Here is a 17,683-nt window from a genome sequence, read left to right as displayed (position 1 = left end):
TAGAAAGTGTGTTCAGCGACGTTTCAACTGATCAGTGAGTTGGGTTGGTAGCCCCTTGATGACTAATGAATTGGACGCCTCGTCGTACTCGATCTTGTCCCCTAGCAGATGGGCTTCAAAACTGATGGACAAGCCTTCGGCACGGCCGGTGAACCGCCGGAATTGGTTGAGAGTGCGTTTATCCAGGGGGATTTCCGGCGACAGGCCGTAGTCCTTATTGCGGATATGGTCGTAGAACGCCTTGGGGCGATCTTCATCGATCAAGCCTGACAGTTCCTCCAGGCCCATGGGTTCACCGAGCTTGGCCTGGCTGGTGGCGTAGTCCACCAGGGCCTTGGTTTTCTCGCGGGCCGATTCGTCTGGCAGGTCTTCGTTTTCAACGAAGTCGCTGAACGCCTTGAGGAGGGTGCGGGTTTCGCCCGGGCCGTCGACGCCTTCCATGCAGCCAATGAAGTCGCTGAAATACCCCGAGATCTTCTTACCGTTCTTGCCTTTGATGTACGAGATGTACTGCTTGGACTGCTTGTTGTTCTGCCACTCGGACAAGTTGATACGCGCCGCCAGGTGCAACTGGCCTACGTCCAGGTGGCGTGAAGGAGTGACGTCCAGATCGTCAGTAACCACCACGCCTTCACTGTGATGGAGCAGGGCGACAGTTAGGTAGTCGGTCATGCCTTGCTGGTAATGGGCAAACAGTACGTGGCCACCGGTGGAGAGGTTGGATTCCTCCATCAGCTTTTGCAGATGCTCGACCGCCGTGTGGCTGAAGGCGGTGAAGTCCTGGCCACCTTCAAAGTACTGCTTTAACCAGCCGCTAAACGGGTGCGCGCCAGACTCGGCGTGGAAGAAACCCCAAGCCTTGCCTTGTTTGGCGTTATAGCTCTCGTTGAGGTCGGCAAGCATGTTCTCGATGGCGACCGATTCGGATAGCTCCGAATCGCGTGCCTGGAGAACAGCTGGTGTGCCATCGGGTTTTTTGTCGATCAGGTGGACGATGCAATGACGGATAGGCATTAGATTGCCTCCTGCGAGTGTAGGGTTTGAGCTCGATCAGCACGACGAATACGGGCTTTGGCGTTGAGGCCTGAGCGGTAATCGCTTGCGGTTGATGAGGTGTAAATCGATCCAAGGCCAGATTTCGTGAACTTGATATGGCCACCTTGAGTGCGAGACACCGTCCAGCCATTCGCTTCAGCAAACTTCACGAGTACACGAAGGCTCTCGCTTTTTCCGCGTAGGAGATTGGTGGTCATAGCTCTGCATCCCTGTCTGCCAGAACGTTACCGGTCTGGATCGCGATGATTTCAGCCTGGTCGCCAGGAAACTTGGTACCGAGCTCATGCAAAAAGTGACGCGTAGCCTCACGTGCTCCAGGCACGCGGAACACCACGCTGCAGTGCTGAACTTCCGCGGGGTGTTGCAGGTGAGACATGACGGCCACTTTCAGCGAGCAGCACTGGAGGTAGCGGGGCACCCAAACCGACCAGAAGTAGCTGGATAGCAAGGCGCCCGCACAGAGCAGTTCAACGGTAATTGTTGCGCTGGGCGTGTTGGTCAGCTCGACGTAGCCGAGCTTCTCAAACTCCAACAGATCCTCACGCATGCTCATTGGGACCACGGTGCTGTGGTCACGAGCAAGGCGGCCGATCGCTTGAGCTAATGCGTCGAGCTCCACCGGGTTGATCCCAGATTTATGGGCATGAGCCACAGCAGAGGCTTCGAACACGGCACCGGCATGGATACTAGGAAATAGCTCGGCGCTACTGTGCATCCGACACCTCCTGAAGCTCCTCGATGTCATAGCTATTGCAAGTAGGGCAAATAAGCTCGTCCACTTCACCGCCGGGTAAGGCTGGAGCGCCACTCACTTGATGTTTCGGGTGGTGGCTATCGCATTGAAGGCACCAGTGAGTGATGCATACGAGAGTATTCATCGCTGAGGTGTGCTTTTTCATAGTTGAGCCCCTTGCCAGCCGGCGTTGGGACTGAGGTTGGCAAACCGGGTCTGATTGGCGATGAAGGCTGTTCGTACGGTCCCAGTTGGGCCGTTACGCGCCTTGCCGAGAATGATTTCTGCAATGCCTTTGTGTTCGCTCTGAGGGTGGTACACCTCGTCCCGGTAGACGAACATAATCAGGTCCGCGTCCTGTTCAATCGCACCGCTATCACGTAGGTCTGCGTTGATCGGGCGCTTATTTGGCCGTCGCTCCAGTTCTCGGTTGAGCTGGGAAAGCGCAACCACCGGGCAATTCATCTCTTTCGCCAGGGCCTTGAGGGATTGGGATATAGCGCTGATCTCGTTGGCTCTGTTTTCCTGACCTGGGCAGCGCATGAGCTGCAGGTAATCGATCAGGATCAAGCTCGGGTGCCCGAAGCGACGAGCTGCTCGACGAGATTTGGCTCTGATTACTGCAGGCGTGAGCGCTGATGAGTCGTCGATGACCAGGCGCTCGCCATAGCCATTGATACGAGAAACCGCTGCAGTCAGCTTCGGCCAATCATCATCATCGAGCTTGCCCTTCAATAGCCTGCCCAGATCGATATGGCCTAGGATGCCCATCAATCGATACATCAATGCTTTGGCCGGCATTTCCATGCTGAAAACCTGAACTGTACGATCAAGCTTTGCCTGCAGAGCCGTATCTATGAAGTTCAAGGCCAGAGAGGTCTTCCCCATAGACGGGCGCGCGCCGAGGATGATCAGGTCGGCTTCTTGAAAACCCGACGTCAGCTCGTCCAGGTCCTCCAGGCCTGAAGGCAGGCCGGTCACGGTGATATTGCCGTTGAAATGTTCGTCTATTTGTTCGACGACATTCGTCAGGCACTGGTTGATATTGACGAATTCCGTTGCGCTCTTGCCCTCACCCAGAGCGAACAGTTGCTGTTCAATTGATTCTTGAACATCCTCCGCACTTGCCAACGGGTCTGTCGCCTCGCGAGAGCATTGGTATCCAAGGGACATGAGCTGTCTGAGCCGAGAGCGATTACGCACGATGGATGCGTAATGCTCGATGTTGGCTACAGACGGCGTGTTTTTGGCCAGCTCGCCCAGATAGCCCAGCCCTCCGGCTTCGTCTGGCTCCTCCAACGCGTTGTGGACGGTGACGATGTCGAACGGAATCGACTTGTCAGCAAGGCTTGCCATTGTCCGGAACAGCAACCGATGGTCGTGTCGAAAAAAATCAGAGGCATCCAGTTTGTCCGCGACGAGATCCCAGGTGTTGTTGTCGAGCAGTAGCCCACCTAACACACCTTGTTCAGCCTCTACGGAGTAGGGCGGTGATAGGTCAAGGTGATTCATTTCCCTGACTCCTGACCTATCTGAAGAAAACCACTCCCGTTGCGTGCCCCCAGGGCTTTGACCATGTCGACTTCAACCTTCGCTGAATTGATCATGACCTGAGCAACCTCCGCTACCGCTTTAGCCCGTTCAATTTCCATTGGTTTTTCCGGGTCCAGGAGGCTCTCGATCGCGACGAACAGGTGATTACGTAGATCTTCAATCTTGTTCTTCATTTTCAACCTCCCGGATGGTGCGTTTGAGTTTGCCGATAGCGCGTATTGCGGATTTCAGCTCTTCCGGATACCGATGAATGGTGTTACGACGCATGCGTTCTGCTCTCGTCAGCAACTCCAGGTTATTCAGGGCTATATGGGCCTTGTTGCCGTCCTTGAAGCACACGCACATGTTTAAAGGGACAGGTCCGTGATGCTCCTCCCAGAGCAGTACGTGCACCGCTTTCCAGTCAACGGGTGGATAACCGGTATCGGTGATTTTCTTCTGCTGATAGCCGTCAGGAGTCGTGCGCAGGCTGCCAACAGGGAGCCAGTTCCCCGGTTTATTCCCCGCCTTAAACTGCGTTTGAGTCATGCGGCCAGAGGAGGGGAGCCCCTTGAGGCCCTTATTCCATGGGACGGATCCCTTGGGAAAGCGGAATTCAGCGCCCAACTTGCCGTCAAGCCGGCCACAGAGACTACTGCGAAGAAACTCGGCGCTTTTGCTCAAGCCCAGCCGTTTGGCTTTGGCGTAGACCTGATAGACGCTGAGCCCCAATTCGGCGGCTAGGACCTGAGTCGGTTCATTGGGATAGCGGGCAATGAGCGAGCGCTCTTCTGCCTCACTCCAAACATGGTGTTTGTGAACCGGGGCAAGCCCAAGTTGGGATCTGGCTTGTTCCAGCGCCGCCATGGCCAAAGGTGAAAGCGAATGAGTTCTCATTGGCTCCCCCCATGCCCAAGGGCTCCTTGTGACTGCTGTCCAACACCACGATGCAGCCTGGCATGCTTGCCCTGGTCCCATCCCGCTTGCAAGGAGCGGGTGTCATGACCTTTGGCTTCGATGGGCTTGATAATGGCCAGGGTTAGTTTTGGGTGATGCCATTCCAGGTAGGCTTGGATCTCCAGCGCTGTATTGTCGTCTATCCCGCCTGCAAACTGGTTCACCTTAGAGGCGACGGCATTGAGCCAGCCCTCGGCAAACAGTTGGCCGCGGTGACGTTTGGTTTTTAGTTGGCAGCGCTTCTGCTGGGCAACATGAGCTCGTCGGGCTGCGACAAGCTGGTGATGCAGCGTTGAATAGGTGTGAGCTGCCAGCTCGGGTGAAATGCCTTTCCCCAAGAACTTGAAGGACCAGCCAAGTAGCGGATTGAAATACGCCAAGTGGCTGCAATCGAAGGCTTGGGAGCAGATTGAGGCCAGGTTGTGCAGCCAATCCTGCGGTGCCCGACGGGTTTTGGTACCCACAATGGATTCTTCGATTGTATGGGCAGCAACTTCGGTGTGTTCCAGGTTGTACTGCTTCATCAAATGGCGAGCTTGACGAAGTGCAATTTCCACTTCGTTTGGGGCAGCGCCTTGTGACTTGGCCAGCGCCATGAGTTTGGCAACCTTGCTGAGGACTTTTTGCTTGTCCATCATTCGCCCCCTTCCTTTTGAAGGCTGGGGGAGAGCGCCTCTGACCACAGGCGAAGTGTTTCTTCCTCATCAGCAGAGAGGTGAGTCTGTGCAAGACAGTCCGCAACCTTCTGTTTCAAGGCATCAAGACGGTCTTGAACACTCGAGCCATCGTCGTAAGCAATCTCTTGCTCAACAGTTTGCACAACGTCATTACGCAGAGAGAGAACCGTGCTTATCCAAAAAGCACTTGGACTGGTCCAGCCAATAAGCTTTCGAGTTCTGGCAGGCGACAGGTAATCACGGAGCCTGAGATTGAACTCCCTAGGTGAATAACCATTCCTGAAAACGTCTGCGCGATTGAGCGTCAGCGCTGTTTTAAGAATATCTAGGAGAGGGTCCAAAGCCGTTGACTCAGGAACAAAAGGTTCTAGATATGTTTCAGCTACCAGGCGTTTGGCTTCGGCATATCGACTTTGCTGACGGCGTTTGGCTTGGCTTTCGTCGCGGCCGCGCTTTTCCTTCGCGTGCTTTATGTTCGAGTTCACAGACTCGATTAGCTTCGCGGCGTCTTGCAAAAGCTGAATCTGTTCAACGCTCAACTGGGCGCCAATCCGACCGGGTAGATGGCAACCGCTTGTCAGGGCTCTGATTTCTCGTGCGGTTCCACTGAGCTTGGCTTGCAAGCTGCGCAATTGCTGAGCGCTGTAGTACTTGCCAACCTCTAGGATGAGATCTGCAGTAATACTGCGGGCGTCGGTAATGGAGGGCTTCGCCATTTCAACGACCCTCCCTCACCAAGTTGGCTACCTTTTCCTCGGTCATGGCCTCGAAGCGGTCACGCCATTCTGGAAAAAGCTCAATGGCCAAACGGCGGATGACGACTAAGGCTGCCGGGGATATTCGGTTTGAAGGCTGTCGGTATTCCAGGCGGTGTACTGGGACGCCCAGGGAAGAACCGCTACGAAACACCACTGCGCTGGGGACGACGCTATCCAGAACGTTGATTTCGTCATTGTCCTGGAAAATTTCCCGTACCGACTGCTCGATCATTTGCGCGTCAGTGGTTTGGTCGAGATTGTTGACGACTATCCGCACGGGTGGGATTTTCATGCCCAGGCGCCCATAGGCGCGCAGGCCGTCCAACATCTGCATGGTTCCCCGGCTGAACTCCCGTGCAGCGAGCATATTGGGCGGAAGTGGGGATATGACCAAATCAGAAGCTAGGACCACCATTTCGAGCATGGCCGATCTGGCGCCTTGGGTGTCAATCAGTACCAGGTCGAAATGATCTTTGAACGCCGGCATCAGGTTGGCGAGCCGCAACCGTCCGTCAGGTGCTTGCAGGAGCAGGCTGTTCAGTTGGTTGTTGATGTCGTTGGAAATGACAAGCGACAGGTTTGGTATCGCGGTGCTGGATATGATCTTGGCTGATTCGGTGATATTGAATGCCAGCAGGTCGTAGATGCCCCCCTGAGCTTCGTCGACCAATTGGTAATACGAGGAGAGTGAGGGCTGTGCAGGATCTAGGTCGATGAGGAGCACGCGCAGGCCTGCATCCGCACAAAAAGCGCCGAGGTTGGCCTCGATGGTGGTTTTTCCTACGCCGCCTTTGGTCGAAACGACCGCAGAGATTTTCATGGTTTGGAGCCTCTAATGTGGGTTCATTAGAGGCTGCGAGGCCACGGAAACAGCTATGTGTAGCGAACACGATCCTGGGCTTTGAAGCACTAGAACCAATTGTCTTTTAACCAATTGGTCGTAGGTTCGAATCCCACACGACCCACCATTTTCAAAGCGGATGTGTGTTAAGTAGGGCGGAGTTGAGCAGTATCTACTCGATCGACATGCAGCCGTCTGCGGCAAACAGTAGTTTTGTTGTCGCATGATGTCAATGTGCAACGGCTTTTCGTTGCACATGCCGGGGTATAGCGCAGTCCGGTAGCGCGCCTGCTTTGGGAGCAGGATGTCGGGAGTTCGAATCCCCCTACCCCGACCATTTCCGCTAAAAAAGACGCCATTTAGGCGTCTTTTTTTTGCCTTTTTTTTGTGCGTTCATATTTTTTGCGCGCAGATGCCTCTACTAACGCGACGTTGGCATGCTCGATACGTGCTTGTAAGCGGTAGGGCGCTGCTGCTCCGTCGGCGCGCTTAACCCTGATCGTTAGTCATGGTGATAATTTGGTTGGTCTCGCTAATGCAGCGCTCGAATACCCTGATGCCATGCTTGGCCTTCTGATTGCAGAAGACATGAGAGCAGCTAGGGTATTCATTTCTCCAGGCGGATGTTCCTGAGCGCTCTGAGGTTCCTGTATTTCACCAAAGCAATTAGCTACGTGATTCAAAGCTTGCTTAAGCGTTGGATTCGTCGACAGTTCCATGGCTATAGCTATTTCTTCCAAGGCTTTGGAAGAGGGCAGCTTCACAGTTGGTCTATCTAGTCTTCTGACCGTCCCATATGATCGTGGTGACGCTCCGCTCGAGTCTTCGCGCCGGATACGCTTTAATGCCCCTTGCATCACGCTACGCTCATGCAAGACCGTGCGCATGTGGCTGTAGTCGACCTCGACATAGCTCATCGTCGTCGCGATGTTTGAATGATTCAGGAGATTTTTCGTGAGATGGATATTGCGATCTGGTTCTTTCATCAGATCTGTGGCTAAGGTATGACGAAAACGATGGGGGGTAATTCGGGCTCCAAATTTTTGGGTTAGCTTACGGTACATTGCTTCGACCTGATCCGACGTCATTACTCGCCCACGGTAATGCATTGAAAAACGGTTTACGTTGAACAATTGGTCATCTGAGGTGAAGCCAGCGCGCTTCGCTTTATCCATAATTAGTTTTAGGTGGGGCGCAAGACCTTCCATGATGGGCACAGAGAACTCTCGATGTGTTTTTTCTGTTTCACCACGGATTAGAATCATCTGCTTATCAAGATCGACGTCTTTGTAGCGCAAATGCAATAAAGCATTGAGTCGTATGCCGGTGTAGTAGAAAACCTCGAACACAGCAAGCCAAAACCAAGCAGGTGTTACTTGGCTGCGCTCATTTGTGCAGCGTTCTTCTGCCTCTAGCGTTTCGAGCCAATTCCTAGATCTTTGAATTAAATTTGCATCGAGTATTTTGCTAGGGCGTTTTGGGGGAGTTACACAGGTTTCTTTGAATGGGTTGACCGTCGTATGTATAAGCATTTCGTGTTTTAACGCATATTTCCATACAGTACGTAGGTGGCTCGAATAAGTATTCCAACTGCGTTTAGCCTTACCATTTGCCAGAAACTCCTTTCGCCACGAGAGGATCGACCGATGGTCAATCTGTTCGATTGGGGTGGCCCCGAAATGTGCGAGCATCGCTTTGGCTGAGGACAGATAAGTCTTTGTAGATGCTGGCCGAAGGTCACGCGCAAAGATATATTCCTCCGTGAGTTGCAAGGCGGTGGTCATTGTTGGGACTCCATTGATTCTAATTTTAAAGAAAGGCTTGCGTTATCGAGAGGTACTTCTGAGAAAATGGTGAGGGGGTCCAATAGTAAGTAACCCTTCAGCTGTTTTGATTTGCGAGGGCCGATTACGTCGCAGTTCCAGATGTTCAGGCTCTTCAGGGTTTTTCGATGAAGTTTTTGCTTCTCGAAACTTCGTTGAACCAACTGCCAAGCGTTGACTTGCTGTGCTTTGGCTTGCTGTTCAATATGGGGGAACTCAAGGACGTAGCGCTTGAATATTCCTGGCGTCACCAACATAGCGGTCCCCGCTACGGTATGTACCAGTGCTTTGGTGTCGTTAATAATGATTTTCCGAGATGCGATCCCTTGTTTAAGCCATTCAACAAATCCCTGGCCGAGCTCGGTGTTACTGGGCATTGCAATGACTTCTTTATCAGTTGCTGCAGGCACGCCTTCTGGGTTAGGAGAGTGGAGGGGCTCGCTATCATAGGGTTTCGACGACGCGCTCTGTATTGGTGAAATGGAACTGCTTTGGGTGTCTTCTAGTGGCTCATTGACATTATTTAGAAGTGCCAGTAGCGCGTCAAATTCAGCGCGATCATCCGAAGGGCGTTGTGGTGTATCAGCGGATGCCGTTGGTGCCGGCGTTAATGGCGCTGGTGCAGCGTTAGCTTCAGCCGCTTGAGGTGAGCTTTTCACTGGAGCAGCGCTGGGACTTTGCGCCGCCAGCTCATCCACTGCATTGCCAGCCTCAACCTCAAGGGTGCCTGCGTAAACGGTGGGCCGTTCGTTGGGATCACTCCAAATCAGTGAGGGTGAAAGCTTGAGCAGGGTGAAGGTATTTCGCCAGCCACGACCGTTGTCGATTGTTGCTTTCCAGATGGCCTTATCCTGGGCATTGGTCTGGATAACACCTTGGTCCTGGAGCATGTTGAAGAAGGGCGCGTTCGAGCTGGGTACACCTTCAACGCCTTGGGTCAGCAAGTAAGCGCGTAGTTGATCGGCAATCGGTTTGCTGACGAGCCATAGAGCCTCTTGTGTCAGCCACCCATCTGAGGGGCCATCAGGCTGATTCAGTTTGAACGTGTCACGCACCAGGTGGCGCAAACCGTCCGCCAGTTGACGTTGCAAGGATTGTTTTGGCGCTGACAACGCACGAGCAGGGTTACCGCCGAGTTCCTGCGCGACAGAGGCTTGGTCGGCCTTGACCACAATCTCGCCCAATATGCCGGCGTGCTCATACTGGCCGGCCAGCACAAAGATCAGTTGCGACCAGGCTTCGGGGAAGCCGCTGAGCCAGTCTAGGATTTCCGAGGAAAGGATCTGCGCGTAGATCAGTGCGGCAGCGGCTCCGTGCAATTGGTAGTTGCGTCCTTTCACATAGCGAAAGCGATAAGGGCGATTGATTGGGCCATGCCATGGGTGCCAGGTTTTACCTCCCTCAAGTTCGATGTGTACGTCGACGGCAATCTTGCCGAGGTCGTGAATCAGAGCGCCATAAGCGGCTGCGGCAGTCCATGCTTCGGCCTGGGCCGATTGAGACTCCGGTGGTGCACCTATGGGTAGGAGGTAGGTCTGTCGAATCTTAAGCGCATAGGCGACGATCTCTAAGCCGTGATCAAGCATGCCGCCTGGGTGTGCATGGTGGTGGTTCTGCGAGGCAGGGAGCTGCTGGACCAACTCTGCGTAGCGCTCCAGTGGGCGCCGATAGAGCTCCACAAACTGTGAGCGTGATAACGAAGCACGCTGCCAGATGTTCTCCAGCAATTTTTGACGCCGTGGGGTCGCCAGCAGATCCTGTCCCTGGGCAGGTTTCAGAAAACCGTTTGGTGAAGAGGCTGCAGCAGGTAAAGGTTTGCTGCGGCGGAAAAATGAGAACATCACCAGCTCCATCAATGAATCATGGACTGGCTTTTCCGCTATCTGGTGGGTTTACTTCAATGGGAAAAGGTCACCGGCTGCATTAGGGTATTTCGAGAGGCGTTACGCCATCAGTGTGACGCTTTAGGTGACTTCGCCTGCGCAGAACAGTTGCACGACTAGGTTCCGAACCCTTTTTTATTGAGTGTCGCTCCAGGAGTTGCGACTAACTGCAGGTGAGGGCGATGACCTTTTTGCGTAGCAAGCCCTTTCGGGTAGGGCTTTTACCCTTGTGAACCATTCCATTCGCTTTTAGAGACCATTTACCCTTTTGGGCCATTTGGCGGTGGGCAGGAGTAGGGCGTCCGCGAACGCATGACGGCGCATCCGTTTATCCATTGGTCTTGCGGCGGCGTGAAATCAGGATTATAAATAATGTCAAAGCGCCTCCAGTTTAAGGAGGGCTAGGAGAAGCATGATGACCGCCTACACCTCACAGACCGTTGCAAGCCGCTTGGGCTATAGCCTTGGTCGTGCGGTGCGCATCGTTTGGTGCAGCGAGAACCGCACTTTACGCTGGGTCAAACGTCTTGCCCTAATAGCATTAGCTGTATATTCCTGGGTATGGTTGGCTCACGCGTTCGTTGCAGTGCTGACTGTTGGGCTAATCTTGCTGGCTTTGGTTGTAGGAGACTTTTCCAGACTACGTGCCATAGGCAATTCTGAGGATCGAGATGCTCCGTACGGGCGAAACGTATTCGGCCAACCATTAGACCCATGGGGTAATGTTGAGGGTGAAATTTCTGATGAGGATAATTTTTCCCGGTGATTTAAGGTATTGAACCCGCTTACGGATCTATCCAGAATGAATGGATCCGTAACTTCCTGAGTTTATTATATTGCTTTTTTGATAATGTCTGCTCCTGCTGAACCTGCTTTTTCAACAGGTTGCGTCCCACGTGTGAGCCCCTCCAGCGCCTTGCCTGCACTTATTCCAGCCCAGCCCAGTGCGCCTATCCAAAACATGGGTAGGATGATGAACATGGCTCCCATGACGAAGTTCAGGATCGCATCCTGGACCGTTGAGTTCAGTCCCATGACAGGGTCAAAAGACAAATGGGGTGAGCCTGCTCCATACAGAGCGTCCAAGATAGTTGTGTCTACCCACCGCGCCAGTTGAAACCAAAAGTCCACAAAGATCAGCGCAAAAAATACCACCGTCATGGTCATGGCCACCTGCAGTTGATAGGCACCCACTACCAGTACCAGCGGGATGCAAATCACCATCGCCATCTTCAAGAACGCCATAATCATTGGTAGCGCCTGACGAACCATGTCCATAGCCGGGAAGTATGCCAATGAGCCCAGTGCTACCCCTAGGGTGCCGGTGACACGGGCTGCGCCATTCCACACCGTCCCGTTAATTTGCCCACCGTAGTCCGTATAAACATCCCCTTTCACCTGGTTCGAAGGCGAGACCAGTTGCCGAACAAGTGAGTCGGTCACTTCGTCCTGGGACAGCCACTTCGCCCAACCAAGCATTTTTGTCATGAGGTCAGGAGATACCTGATCTTTGATACGATCTCGTAAGCCTACTCCGCTATCGGACCACCATTGTTTACAGGTTGGATATCCTCCACCTCCGCTCACCTGTGGCAACCCCACATCACGCGAAGCGTTGTATGGCCAGGATGTTCTGGGTGTTTTGGAGTAGTCCGTGTCGTAGTAGCCCGAGGTGTTCAGCAAGAAGTGGGAGCCGATCCAACTAAGGTCCTGCAGGAACTGGGGATCATTGGCTTTAGTGCCCATGTCTGGTTGACGCATGAAGAGACGGGCGCGTGAAGGCCCGTAACAGTCGTGGGTGAAGTCGCCGATTTCCTGGGCCAGCAGTGGGTTGTTGATCTTGGTGTTGTTCACCTCCATGCGGACTTGTCGCAGGTCGGTCCCACAAGGGATGGCTGCGACTGCTCCGTTGGTTAACCCTTTTGACAGCGCATGCATGAAAGCCCACCACATGGGCATCTGCGCACTCTTTCCAGCCAGAGAGCTGAATGTCGTGTTCCAGCCGGTGTCAGCTGGTTTGGGTAAGTTGTACTGGCATTGCTGGGCTCTACTTTGATCGAACGCCAAAGTATCGAAGCTCACATTGACGGCCGGGACTGCGAAGAATGCGACGACGACGTACCCAACGTAGATGTTGGTCTCGATCCGGGCCAGTGAAAGCACGCCTTTGTTACCCTCATCAGCCCCTTCGCCACGGACCTTGAGCCATTCTCGAATCACGATTATGCAGAAGGGCAGGGCGAACAGGCCGGTATCTGAAATCATGTCCCAGATGCCGTTGTTGATGATCCAGCCCACCAGGGTGAGGTAGTACTCCAGATAGTCATTGGTGTAGAGCGTCACTGGACACCTCCTCCCTGATACAGCACTTTGCTCATCTCAACCATGGCAAACAATAAAGCCACCATGACCTCGATCTTCAGCAAGCCTTTGCGCCTCGATTGCGGCAAACGAGCCTTGAGCTTGAGCCAGGCAACCGTCAATGCGATATAAAGCATCAGTCGCCAGGTGAGCAGCGTCCAGTAGTTGTCGACACGCCATGCTTGCCATTGCTCAGCACTGTCGAACATGCTCATCAATACGGCGTTGAGTAATACCACGAGTGCTGTAGCGGCTAGCAGAGTGCCTAGAACAACGAGAATGCCCCGCCCGACTCGTCGAGTCAGCGAGCGGTTGGGGGCGGCGGCAGGATCTTGAATATCAGTCATGGCCTACACCTCACTATTTGCTTTTGGCAGGTGATTGCAACTGATTCAGGCGATCCGTTTCTGGATCGCCTGGAAACACGCCGCGTGAGTCTTCGGCCCGAGCTTTGCCGCGTTCAATGATGGTCAGTGGTGAGTTCTTCGCGAGCTGCTGACGCATGTCCAGCTCCATTTTCAGGTTGCTGATTTCCTGTTGCAGCGACGAGCTCTGCTGACCGACTGCCTGAACGGCTAGGTCGTTAGCCGCGACGTTTGGTTCTCGGCTACCTGCCATCAGGGTACGTTGAAGGGTCAAGGCTTTCTCCAGTACATCCGACAGCGCGACTTCGGAGGCAAGTCTGCGAGCGAGTACGTCTTGATCTCGCTCATCCTTGAGAGCCGCCACAACACCACGGGTGATGGGCAGAGAGTTGCTGCTTGCGGCTTCTAGGTTTTCGACCGATAAACTTTTGCTTCCAGTCAGCAGCTCCTGCAGTGCCTTAAGCTTGGTGTCGTAGGTTTCCTGGATCAGTGGTGTGAGGCCTACACCCGCTGCTGTCACCGTTTTAGGGCAACTGTCACAGGTTTGTTGTTGCTGTTCTCCCAGCACACGATTGGCGAACGTAGTGGCTTCCTGGGGCGATGACCAGACATTGCAGACCATGCCATTGTTGCAGCTGTCTTTGCTTATCGAGCCGGTGTCACCGGCCGCACGTTTGTTCAGCAGGTTGTAGCCTGCTTTGGTAACGTCCCCCACGATACGAATGGGCTTCTGACCGGAGCCGCCTGCTCGATCACCTCCAACCCAGGTGACGCCATCGTTGCCACCTTTCTTTTCGACCTGCTCCACAGCCGAGACTGCGTCCGTGTTTGACGTCAGCGCCTGGCTCATTGCCTGACCTTCAGCGAGCTTGCCCCAACCCATTTGATTGCCGGCGATATCCGCCATTTTTTCGCCAATGGCCCTGCAGGTGCCTTTGGACCGGTCAAAGTCCAATCGAGCTTGCAAGATGCCGTTCGTGATGAGGTTGTACAGCGCTGGATTTGCGCGTTGGAGGATCAAGGCTGGCAGCGAGGCGACGGCGCTGGTGGCGTTCTGCACCACCGAGCTCATGATGTTCTGGAACCCAGAGGTGGCACCATTCAACTGGTTTTGCAGGGTGTTGCTCATGCTCATGTTTCCGCAGACCAGGTTGTTGTTCCAGCCACCGCCGACGGAAATACTGTCCATGTTGCCGGCGCTCCCCATTGTCACGGCGTTCCCCCCGCCGATGTTGTAGAGCACGTCGTCGCCAATGACGCTGCCAGAGGAGGAGACATTGATTGGGTCTGCAGATTGAGCTACTGCGCTGCTAAAACAGCAGATGAGGCAGATCGCCAAGGGGGTGAGTTTCATATGGTGCTCCGATCACTGAAGTTCATTGGAAGTCCGTACTGCCCAGGAAGGTCTGGCCACGACGTTGGCAGCACGAATACGGACGCCAGAGCGCCCAGGCGTATCCGCCGTCCTGGGCATCGATATTGGGGGGGATGGTTGGAAAGGTTGCGCAGGTGGGATTGAGCACCGGGGTCAGTTCCTGCCACTTGCCGGTGGAGGCGTCACCTTCGCGTAGTGGCCCTGCAGGCCAGTAGCCGGGGTAGGGAATGGCAAGCATTGGCAGATAGACATGTACTTGACCCAAACGGGTGACCACGTCGCCGGCACGCTGTGCAATGACGGCACCGGTCTTGTAGTCATCGGTCTGGTTGAGGAAGCCGCTACGGGGGTAGACATTCCCCCAGCTGCTTGCAGTGAGCAGGCTACCGACCTCGCGCAGACCAGGAATGAGTGCTTCGGGGTATACGGCCTCGGGCACGCCATATCGCCAGGCGATCGGGTCCAGGGTACTGAGGAAGTAAGGCACAAGAGGTAACGCTGCGCCTTTGCATACATATCCCGAAGCGCTGGCGAACTGGCTTAACGTCGCGCCACCTGGATGGCCAATGACGTCGGCTTCCTTGAACTTGATCATGTTGTTTTCGGCGACGTGGTTGGTAGTGCCGTCATTACCGGCTTGGGCCATAGGGTTTGGAGAGCCAAGCGGTGACATCTCAATCCACGGATTGGCTCCCGTGTTTGAGTAGGCCGACACCACAGCGTCCGGCACATAGTGACGAACTTTGGTGGACGTTTTGACCTTGCAGCCGAAGGGCGTGCAGAGGAGCCAATAGCAAATGCCGACCACCTTGTATTCCAGGCACGTAGGCGACAGTGTCGAAGCAATGATTGTGGCCGAGGTGATCGCCGCTGATGCGCTGCAGGACAAGCTGAAGGCGATGGCCAGTGACAGCGGGCGGATCGCTAAGCGTGAGCGTCTCATCGTGACAGGCTCCTAGCTCGATCAATCTGCGCTATGGCTTTTGCCACGTCCGCCTCCCCGTACACAACGTAGCGGCGGTCGACGACAACTGCGGGGATTTTTTCAACCCCAACACTCCAGGCATCTGTAATGCCCTGCTGTGCTTGAACCAGGTCGCTTTGAAGACGTTTGCCGGCTGGACTTGCCAAGTAACGCTGAATGGTTACTTCAGCCTGGCGTTGATCGTTAGGAAGCTGTTGAGACAGCAGCTCTTCGAGGCGTTGCTGATCGTCGAGACGAATGATGCGCACGCCAGTAGGTACGGACACAGGATGTGCCTGATCAGTGATGACCCACGTTTCCGCGTGTGCTGTGGCAGACAGGAACGTGAAGGCCATGGAAGCAAGCCAATGCTTCGTCGTGGGGGAAGGCTTATGGATATGGGGCATCGCACCGTACCTAAAGTGAGTTCAGGTACAGGAAACCGGATGGCCGCGTTCCGTGCAGTAAGAAATAGGAGTTCGAGTGGTATAGGTTTTCGGTAGGGCTCAATTCAGGTTGGAGGGCATTTGGTCGGCTCAAATTGACGCGACTTCCGCGGCGCAGTTAACTGTGTATCCATACAGTTATTTGTTCAGGCCAGGTATATGAGCGTGACCCTTCTTGGTCCCATTGCCAGTGGTGGTGTATCACTCCCACTGTATTCCTCCCAGGTGTCTGCCGGCTTTCCATCGCCGGCAGCGGATCACCTCGAAAGGTTGATATCGCTGGATGAGCTGTTCGAAATCAGGGCACCGCACGTGTACCTGGCCAAGATTTCTGGGCACAGCATGCAGGGTGCCGGTATTTTCAACGGTGACCTGGTGATCGTCGACAGAAGCAAAACGGCGCGGCATGGCGACATCGTCATTGCGGCGCTCAATGCCGAGTGCGTGTGCAAGCGTTTGCACCATCGAGATGGCCAAGTGGTGTTGATGGCCGAAAATCCCAAGTTTCCGCCCAGATACGTGATGGAAGGTGACGATCTGGTGATTTGGGGTGTGGTCAATTACAGCGTGCGCGATCATGAGCGATCATCATGAACGTGAAAGGTGCATCCCATCCAGACCAGCCAGTCTTTGCATTGGCAGATTGCAACAGCTTCTATGCCAGCTGTGAGCGTGTTTTTCGGCCGGATCTGGCCAGCACGCCCATTGTGGTACTCAGTAACAATGACGGCTGCGTGATTGCGCGTAGCTACGACGCTAAGCCCTTTGTGAAAATGGGCGCGCCTTTCTTTCAGATCAAAGACACGCTGCGTCGTCATGGGATCGTGGCGTTTTCTTCCAACTACGCGCTGTACGGGCAGCTGTCTGAAAGGGTCATGACCCTTGTAGAATCAATGGTTTGCGATTCAGAAATTTACAGTATTGATGAAATATTTTGTGACCTCTCCGGCATGCCCGGTGACCTCACCGAATTCGGTCGAAAGATCCGTGCCAAAGTCTTAAAACATACCGGAATTCCGGTGGGTGTGGGCATTGCCCACACCAAAACCCTGGCCAAACTGGCCAATCACACCGCAAAACGCCTGCAGGCGCAGACTGGCGGCGTCGTGGATCTGTGCGACCCCTTCAAACGCGACTGGGTATTGCGCAACACCGCCGTGGAAGAGGTGTGGGGTATTGGTCGACGCATGACGGCGCATATGCACGCCCTGGGCATTCACACCGCCATGGACTTAGCCAAGGCTGATCCTGTCTTGCTCGGGCGTAAATTCAGCGTTGTCCTGGAGAAAACGGTGCGCGAGCTCGCCGGCACTTCGTGCCTGGCCCTGGAAGAGGCCGCACCGGCCAAGCAGGAGATCTGCTGCAGCAGAATGTTCGGCGTGCGCCTGGAGACGATCGAGCCGATCAAAGAGGCGGTGGCCACCTACGCGCAGCGTGCGTCGGAAAAGCTTAGGGCCCAGCATTCGCTGTGCAAGAAGATCCGCGTGAGCATTCGGACCGGCATGTTTAACCCCGACGAGGCGCGTTACGCTAACGGCGTGCTGGTGGAGCTGCCCTATCCCACTAATGACGTGCGATTGATCACCAAGGCTGCGACGCAGGCCGTGGAACGTCTATTCCGTCCTGGGTTCCGATACAGCAAGGCCGAAGTGTTGCTGATGGATCTGCGTCAACCGGGTGAGTTCACCGATGATCTGTTTGCGCACACGCAGCCGGCGGCGGCCGACAAGGTGATGAGCGTCCTGGACGAAATCAACAACCAATGGGGACGCGGTACGCTGCGCGCGGCGGCTGTGCCGGCGGCGCCGGCTTGGGCGATGCGCCGTGAGTTGATGAGCCCGAGCTACACCACCCGGCTTGACCAGTTGTGGACGATCAACGCCAATTGAGGCGTCAGGATCTGGAGGGAGT

Annotated in this window: 20 protein-coding genes and 1 tRNA gene; 5 read left to right on the top strand and 16 right to left on the bottom strand. The window is 54.6% G+C overall.

Annotated features, from left to right (window positions below):
• Positions 1-12 precede the first annotated feature (12 nt).
• The 9 genes from yejK to BOP96_RS01640 form a co-directional block, all read right to left on the bottom strand.
• Positions 13-1,014, bottom strand: a complete 1,002-nt coding sequence (gene yejK, locus BOP96_RS01685; RefSeq protein WP_060763811.1) for a nucleoid-associated protein YejK — start codon at positions 1,012-1,014, stop codon at positions 13-15.
• Positions 1,014-1,253: a type II toxin-antitoxin system HicA family toxin gene (locus tag BOP96_RS01680; protein WP_008437325.1), complete on the bottom strand. Its 240-nt coding sequence runs from the start codon at positions 1,251-1,253 to the stop codon at positions 1,014-1,016. Before BOP96_RS01680 ends, yejK begins: the two co-directional genes overlap by 1 nt.
• Positions 1,250-1,771: a hypothetical protein gene (locus BOP96_RS01675; protein ID WP_008437321.1), complete on the bottom strand. Its 522-nt coding sequence runs from the start codon at positions 1,769-1,771 to the stop codon at positions 1,250-1,252. Before BOP96_RS01675 ends, BOP96_RS01680 begins: the two co-directional genes overlap by 4 nt.
• Before the next feature lie 180 nt (positions 1,772-1,951).
• Complete coding sequence (gene dnaB, locus BOP96_RS01665) at positions 1,952-3,301, bottom strand: replicative DNA helicase (protein ID WP_060766607.1); 1,350 nt, start codon at positions 3,299-3,301, stop codon at positions 1,952-1,954.
• Positions 3,298-3,516 (bottom strand): hypothetical protein, encoded by a 219-nt coding sequence (locus BOP96_RS01660; RefSeq protein ID WP_032877851.1) that lies wholly within the window; start codon positions 3,514-3,516, stop codon positions 3,298-3,300. Before BOP96_RS01660 ends, dnaB begins: the two co-directional genes overlap by 4 nt.
• Positions 3,500-4,219: an HNH endonuclease signature motif containing protein gene (locus BOP96_RS01655; protein WP_060763810.1), complete on the bottom strand. Its 720-nt coding sequence runs from the start codon at positions 4,217-4,219 to the stop codon at positions 3,500-3,502. The genes BOP96_RS01660 and BOP96_RS01655 overlap by 17 nt, the downstream gene beginning before the upstream one ends.
• Positions 4,216-4,917 carry a DUF2786 domain-containing protein gene (locus BOP96_RS01650; RefSeq protein ID WP_060763809.1) on the bottom strand — a complete coding sequence of 234 codons (702 nt, stop codon included), beginning with the start codon at positions 4,915-4,917 and terminating at the stop codon, positions 4,216-4,218. The genes BOP96_RS01655 and BOP96_RS01650 overlap by 4 nt, the downstream gene beginning before the upstream one ends.
• Positions 4,914-5,672: a hypothetical protein gene (locus BOP96_RS01645; protein ID WP_060763808.1), complete on the bottom strand. Its 759-nt coding sequence runs from the start codon at positions 5,670-5,672 to the stop codon at positions 4,914-4,916. Before BOP96_RS01645 ends, BOP96_RS01650 begins: the two co-directional genes overlap by 4 nt.
• Position 5,673: 1 nt before the next feature.
• On the bottom strand, positions 5,674-6,534 hold the full coding sequence (locus tag BOP96_RS01640; protein WP_032877846.1) for a ParA family protein: 861 nt from the start codon (positions 6,532-6,534) through the stop codon (positions 5,674-5,676).
• Between the two features lie 281 nt (positions 6,535-6,815).
• Here BOP96_RS01640 and BOP96_RS01635 point away from each other — a divergent pair.
• Positions 6,816-6,892: transfer RNA gene (locus BOP96_RS01635), tRNA-Pro, on the top strand.
• A 169-nt stretch (positions 6,893-7,061) separates the two neighbouring features.
• Here the strand turns inward: BOP96_RS01635 and BOP96_RS01630 are convergent.
• The gene (locus BOP96_RS01630; protein ID WP_056791165.1) at positions 7,062-8,339 is read right to left on the bottom strand and encodes a site-specific integrase; all 1,278 of its coding nucleotides are present in this window, start codon (positions 8,337-8,339) and stop codon (positions 7,062-7,064) included.
• Entirely contained in the window at positions 8,336-10,219 is a 1,884-nt protein-coding gene (mobH, locus tag BOP96_RS01625; protein WP_102643157.1) for a MobH family relaxase, read from the bottom strand. The genes BOP96_RS01630 and mobH overlap by 4 nt, the downstream gene beginning before the upstream one ends.
• A 454-nt stretch (positions 10,220-10,673) precedes the next feature.
• On the opposite strand from mobH, the gene BOP96_RS29350 reads away from it, so the two are divergent.
• Positions 10,674-11,027 (top strand): hypothetical protein, encoded by a 354-nt coding sequence (locus BOP96_RS29350; protein WP_102643151.1) that lies wholly within the window; start codon positions 10,674-10,676, stop codon positions 11,025-11,027.
• 65 nt (positions 11,028-11,092) lie between these two features.
• Here the strand turns inward: BOP96_RS29350 and BOP96_RS01615 are convergent, their stop codons facing one another.
• Genes BOP96_RS01615 through BOP96_RS01600 form a run of 4 tightly spaced genes read right to left on the bottom strand, consistent with a single transcriptional unit; the run spans position 11,093 to position 15,209 of the window.
• Positions 11,093-12,604, bottom strand: a complete 1,512-nt coding sequence (locus BOP96_RS01615) for a conjugal transfer protein TraG N-terminal domain-containing protein (protein WP_056791171.1) — start codon at positions 12,602-12,604, stop codon at positions 11,093-11,095.
• Complete coding sequence (locus BOP96_RS01610; protein ID WP_056791174.1) at positions 12,601-12,969, bottom strand: hypothetical protein; 369 nt, start codon at positions 12,967-12,969, stop codon at positions 12,601-12,603. The genes BOP96_RS01615 and BOP96_RS01610 overlap by 4 nt, the downstream gene beginning before the upstream one ends.
• Before the next feature lie 13 nt (positions 12,970-12,982).
• On the bottom strand, positions 12,983-14,341 hold the full coding sequence (locus tag BOP96_RS01605) for an integrating conjugative element protein (protein ID WP_056791176.1): 1,359 nt from the start codon (positions 14,339-14,341) through the stop codon (positions 12,983-12,985).
• A 22-nt stretch (positions 14,342-14,363) separates the two neighbouring features.
• Positions 14,364-15,209 (bottom strand): TIGR03756 family integrating conjugative element protein, encoded by an 846-nt coding sequence (locus BOP96_RS01600; RefSeq protein ID WP_238346828.1) that lies wholly within the window; start codon positions 15,207-15,209, stop codon positions 14,364-14,366.
• Here BOP96_RS01600 and BOP96_RS30360 point away from each other — a divergent pair.
• On the top strand, positions 15,160-15,321 hold the full coding sequence (locus BOP96_RS30360; RefSeq protein WP_235369475.1) for a hypothetical protein: 162 nt from the start codon (positions 15,160-15,162) through the stop codon (positions 15,319-15,321). The two genes, BOP96_RS01600 and BOP96_RS30360, sit on opposite strands and share 50 nt — an antisense overlap.
• Here the strand turns inward: BOP96_RS30360 and BOP96_RS01595 are convergent.
• Entirely contained in the window at positions 15,302-15,682 is a 381-nt protein-coding gene (locus BOP96_RS01595) for a TIGR03757 family integrating conjugative element protein (RefSeq protein ID WP_056791637.1), read from the bottom strand. The genes BOP96_RS30360 and BOP96_RS01595 overlap by 20 nt on opposite strands.
• Positions 15,683-15,931: 249 nt before the next feature.
• Between BOP96_RS01595 and BOP96_RS01590 the strand changes: the two genes are divergently transcribed.
• Positions 15,932-16,366, top strand: coding sequence for a LexA family protein (locus tag BOP96_RS01590; RefSeq protein ID WP_044275361.1), 435 nt, complete (start codon positions 15,932-15,934; stop codon positions 16,364-16,366).
• Complete coding sequence (umuC, locus tag BOP96_RS01585; protein ID WP_073451694.1) at positions 16,363-17,661, top strand: translesion error-prone DNA polymerase V subunit UmuC; 1,299 nt, start codon at positions 16,363-16,365, stop codon at positions 17,659-17,661. The genes BOP96_RS01590 and umuC overlap by 4 nt, the downstream gene beginning before the upstream one ends.
• Positions 17,662-17,683 lie beyond the last annotated feature (22 nt).

The sequence above is a fragment of the Pseudomonas sp. FSL W5-0203 genome (assembly GCF_001896155.1).
In the GTDB taxonomy this organism is placed as follows: Bacteria; Pseudomonadota; Gammaproteobacteria; order Pseudomonadales; family Pseudomonadaceae; genus Aquipseudomonas; species Aquipseudomonas paracarnis.
Note: the sequence above shows the minus strand (reverse complement) of the source record. Positions and strands in the feature narration are given on the sequence as shown.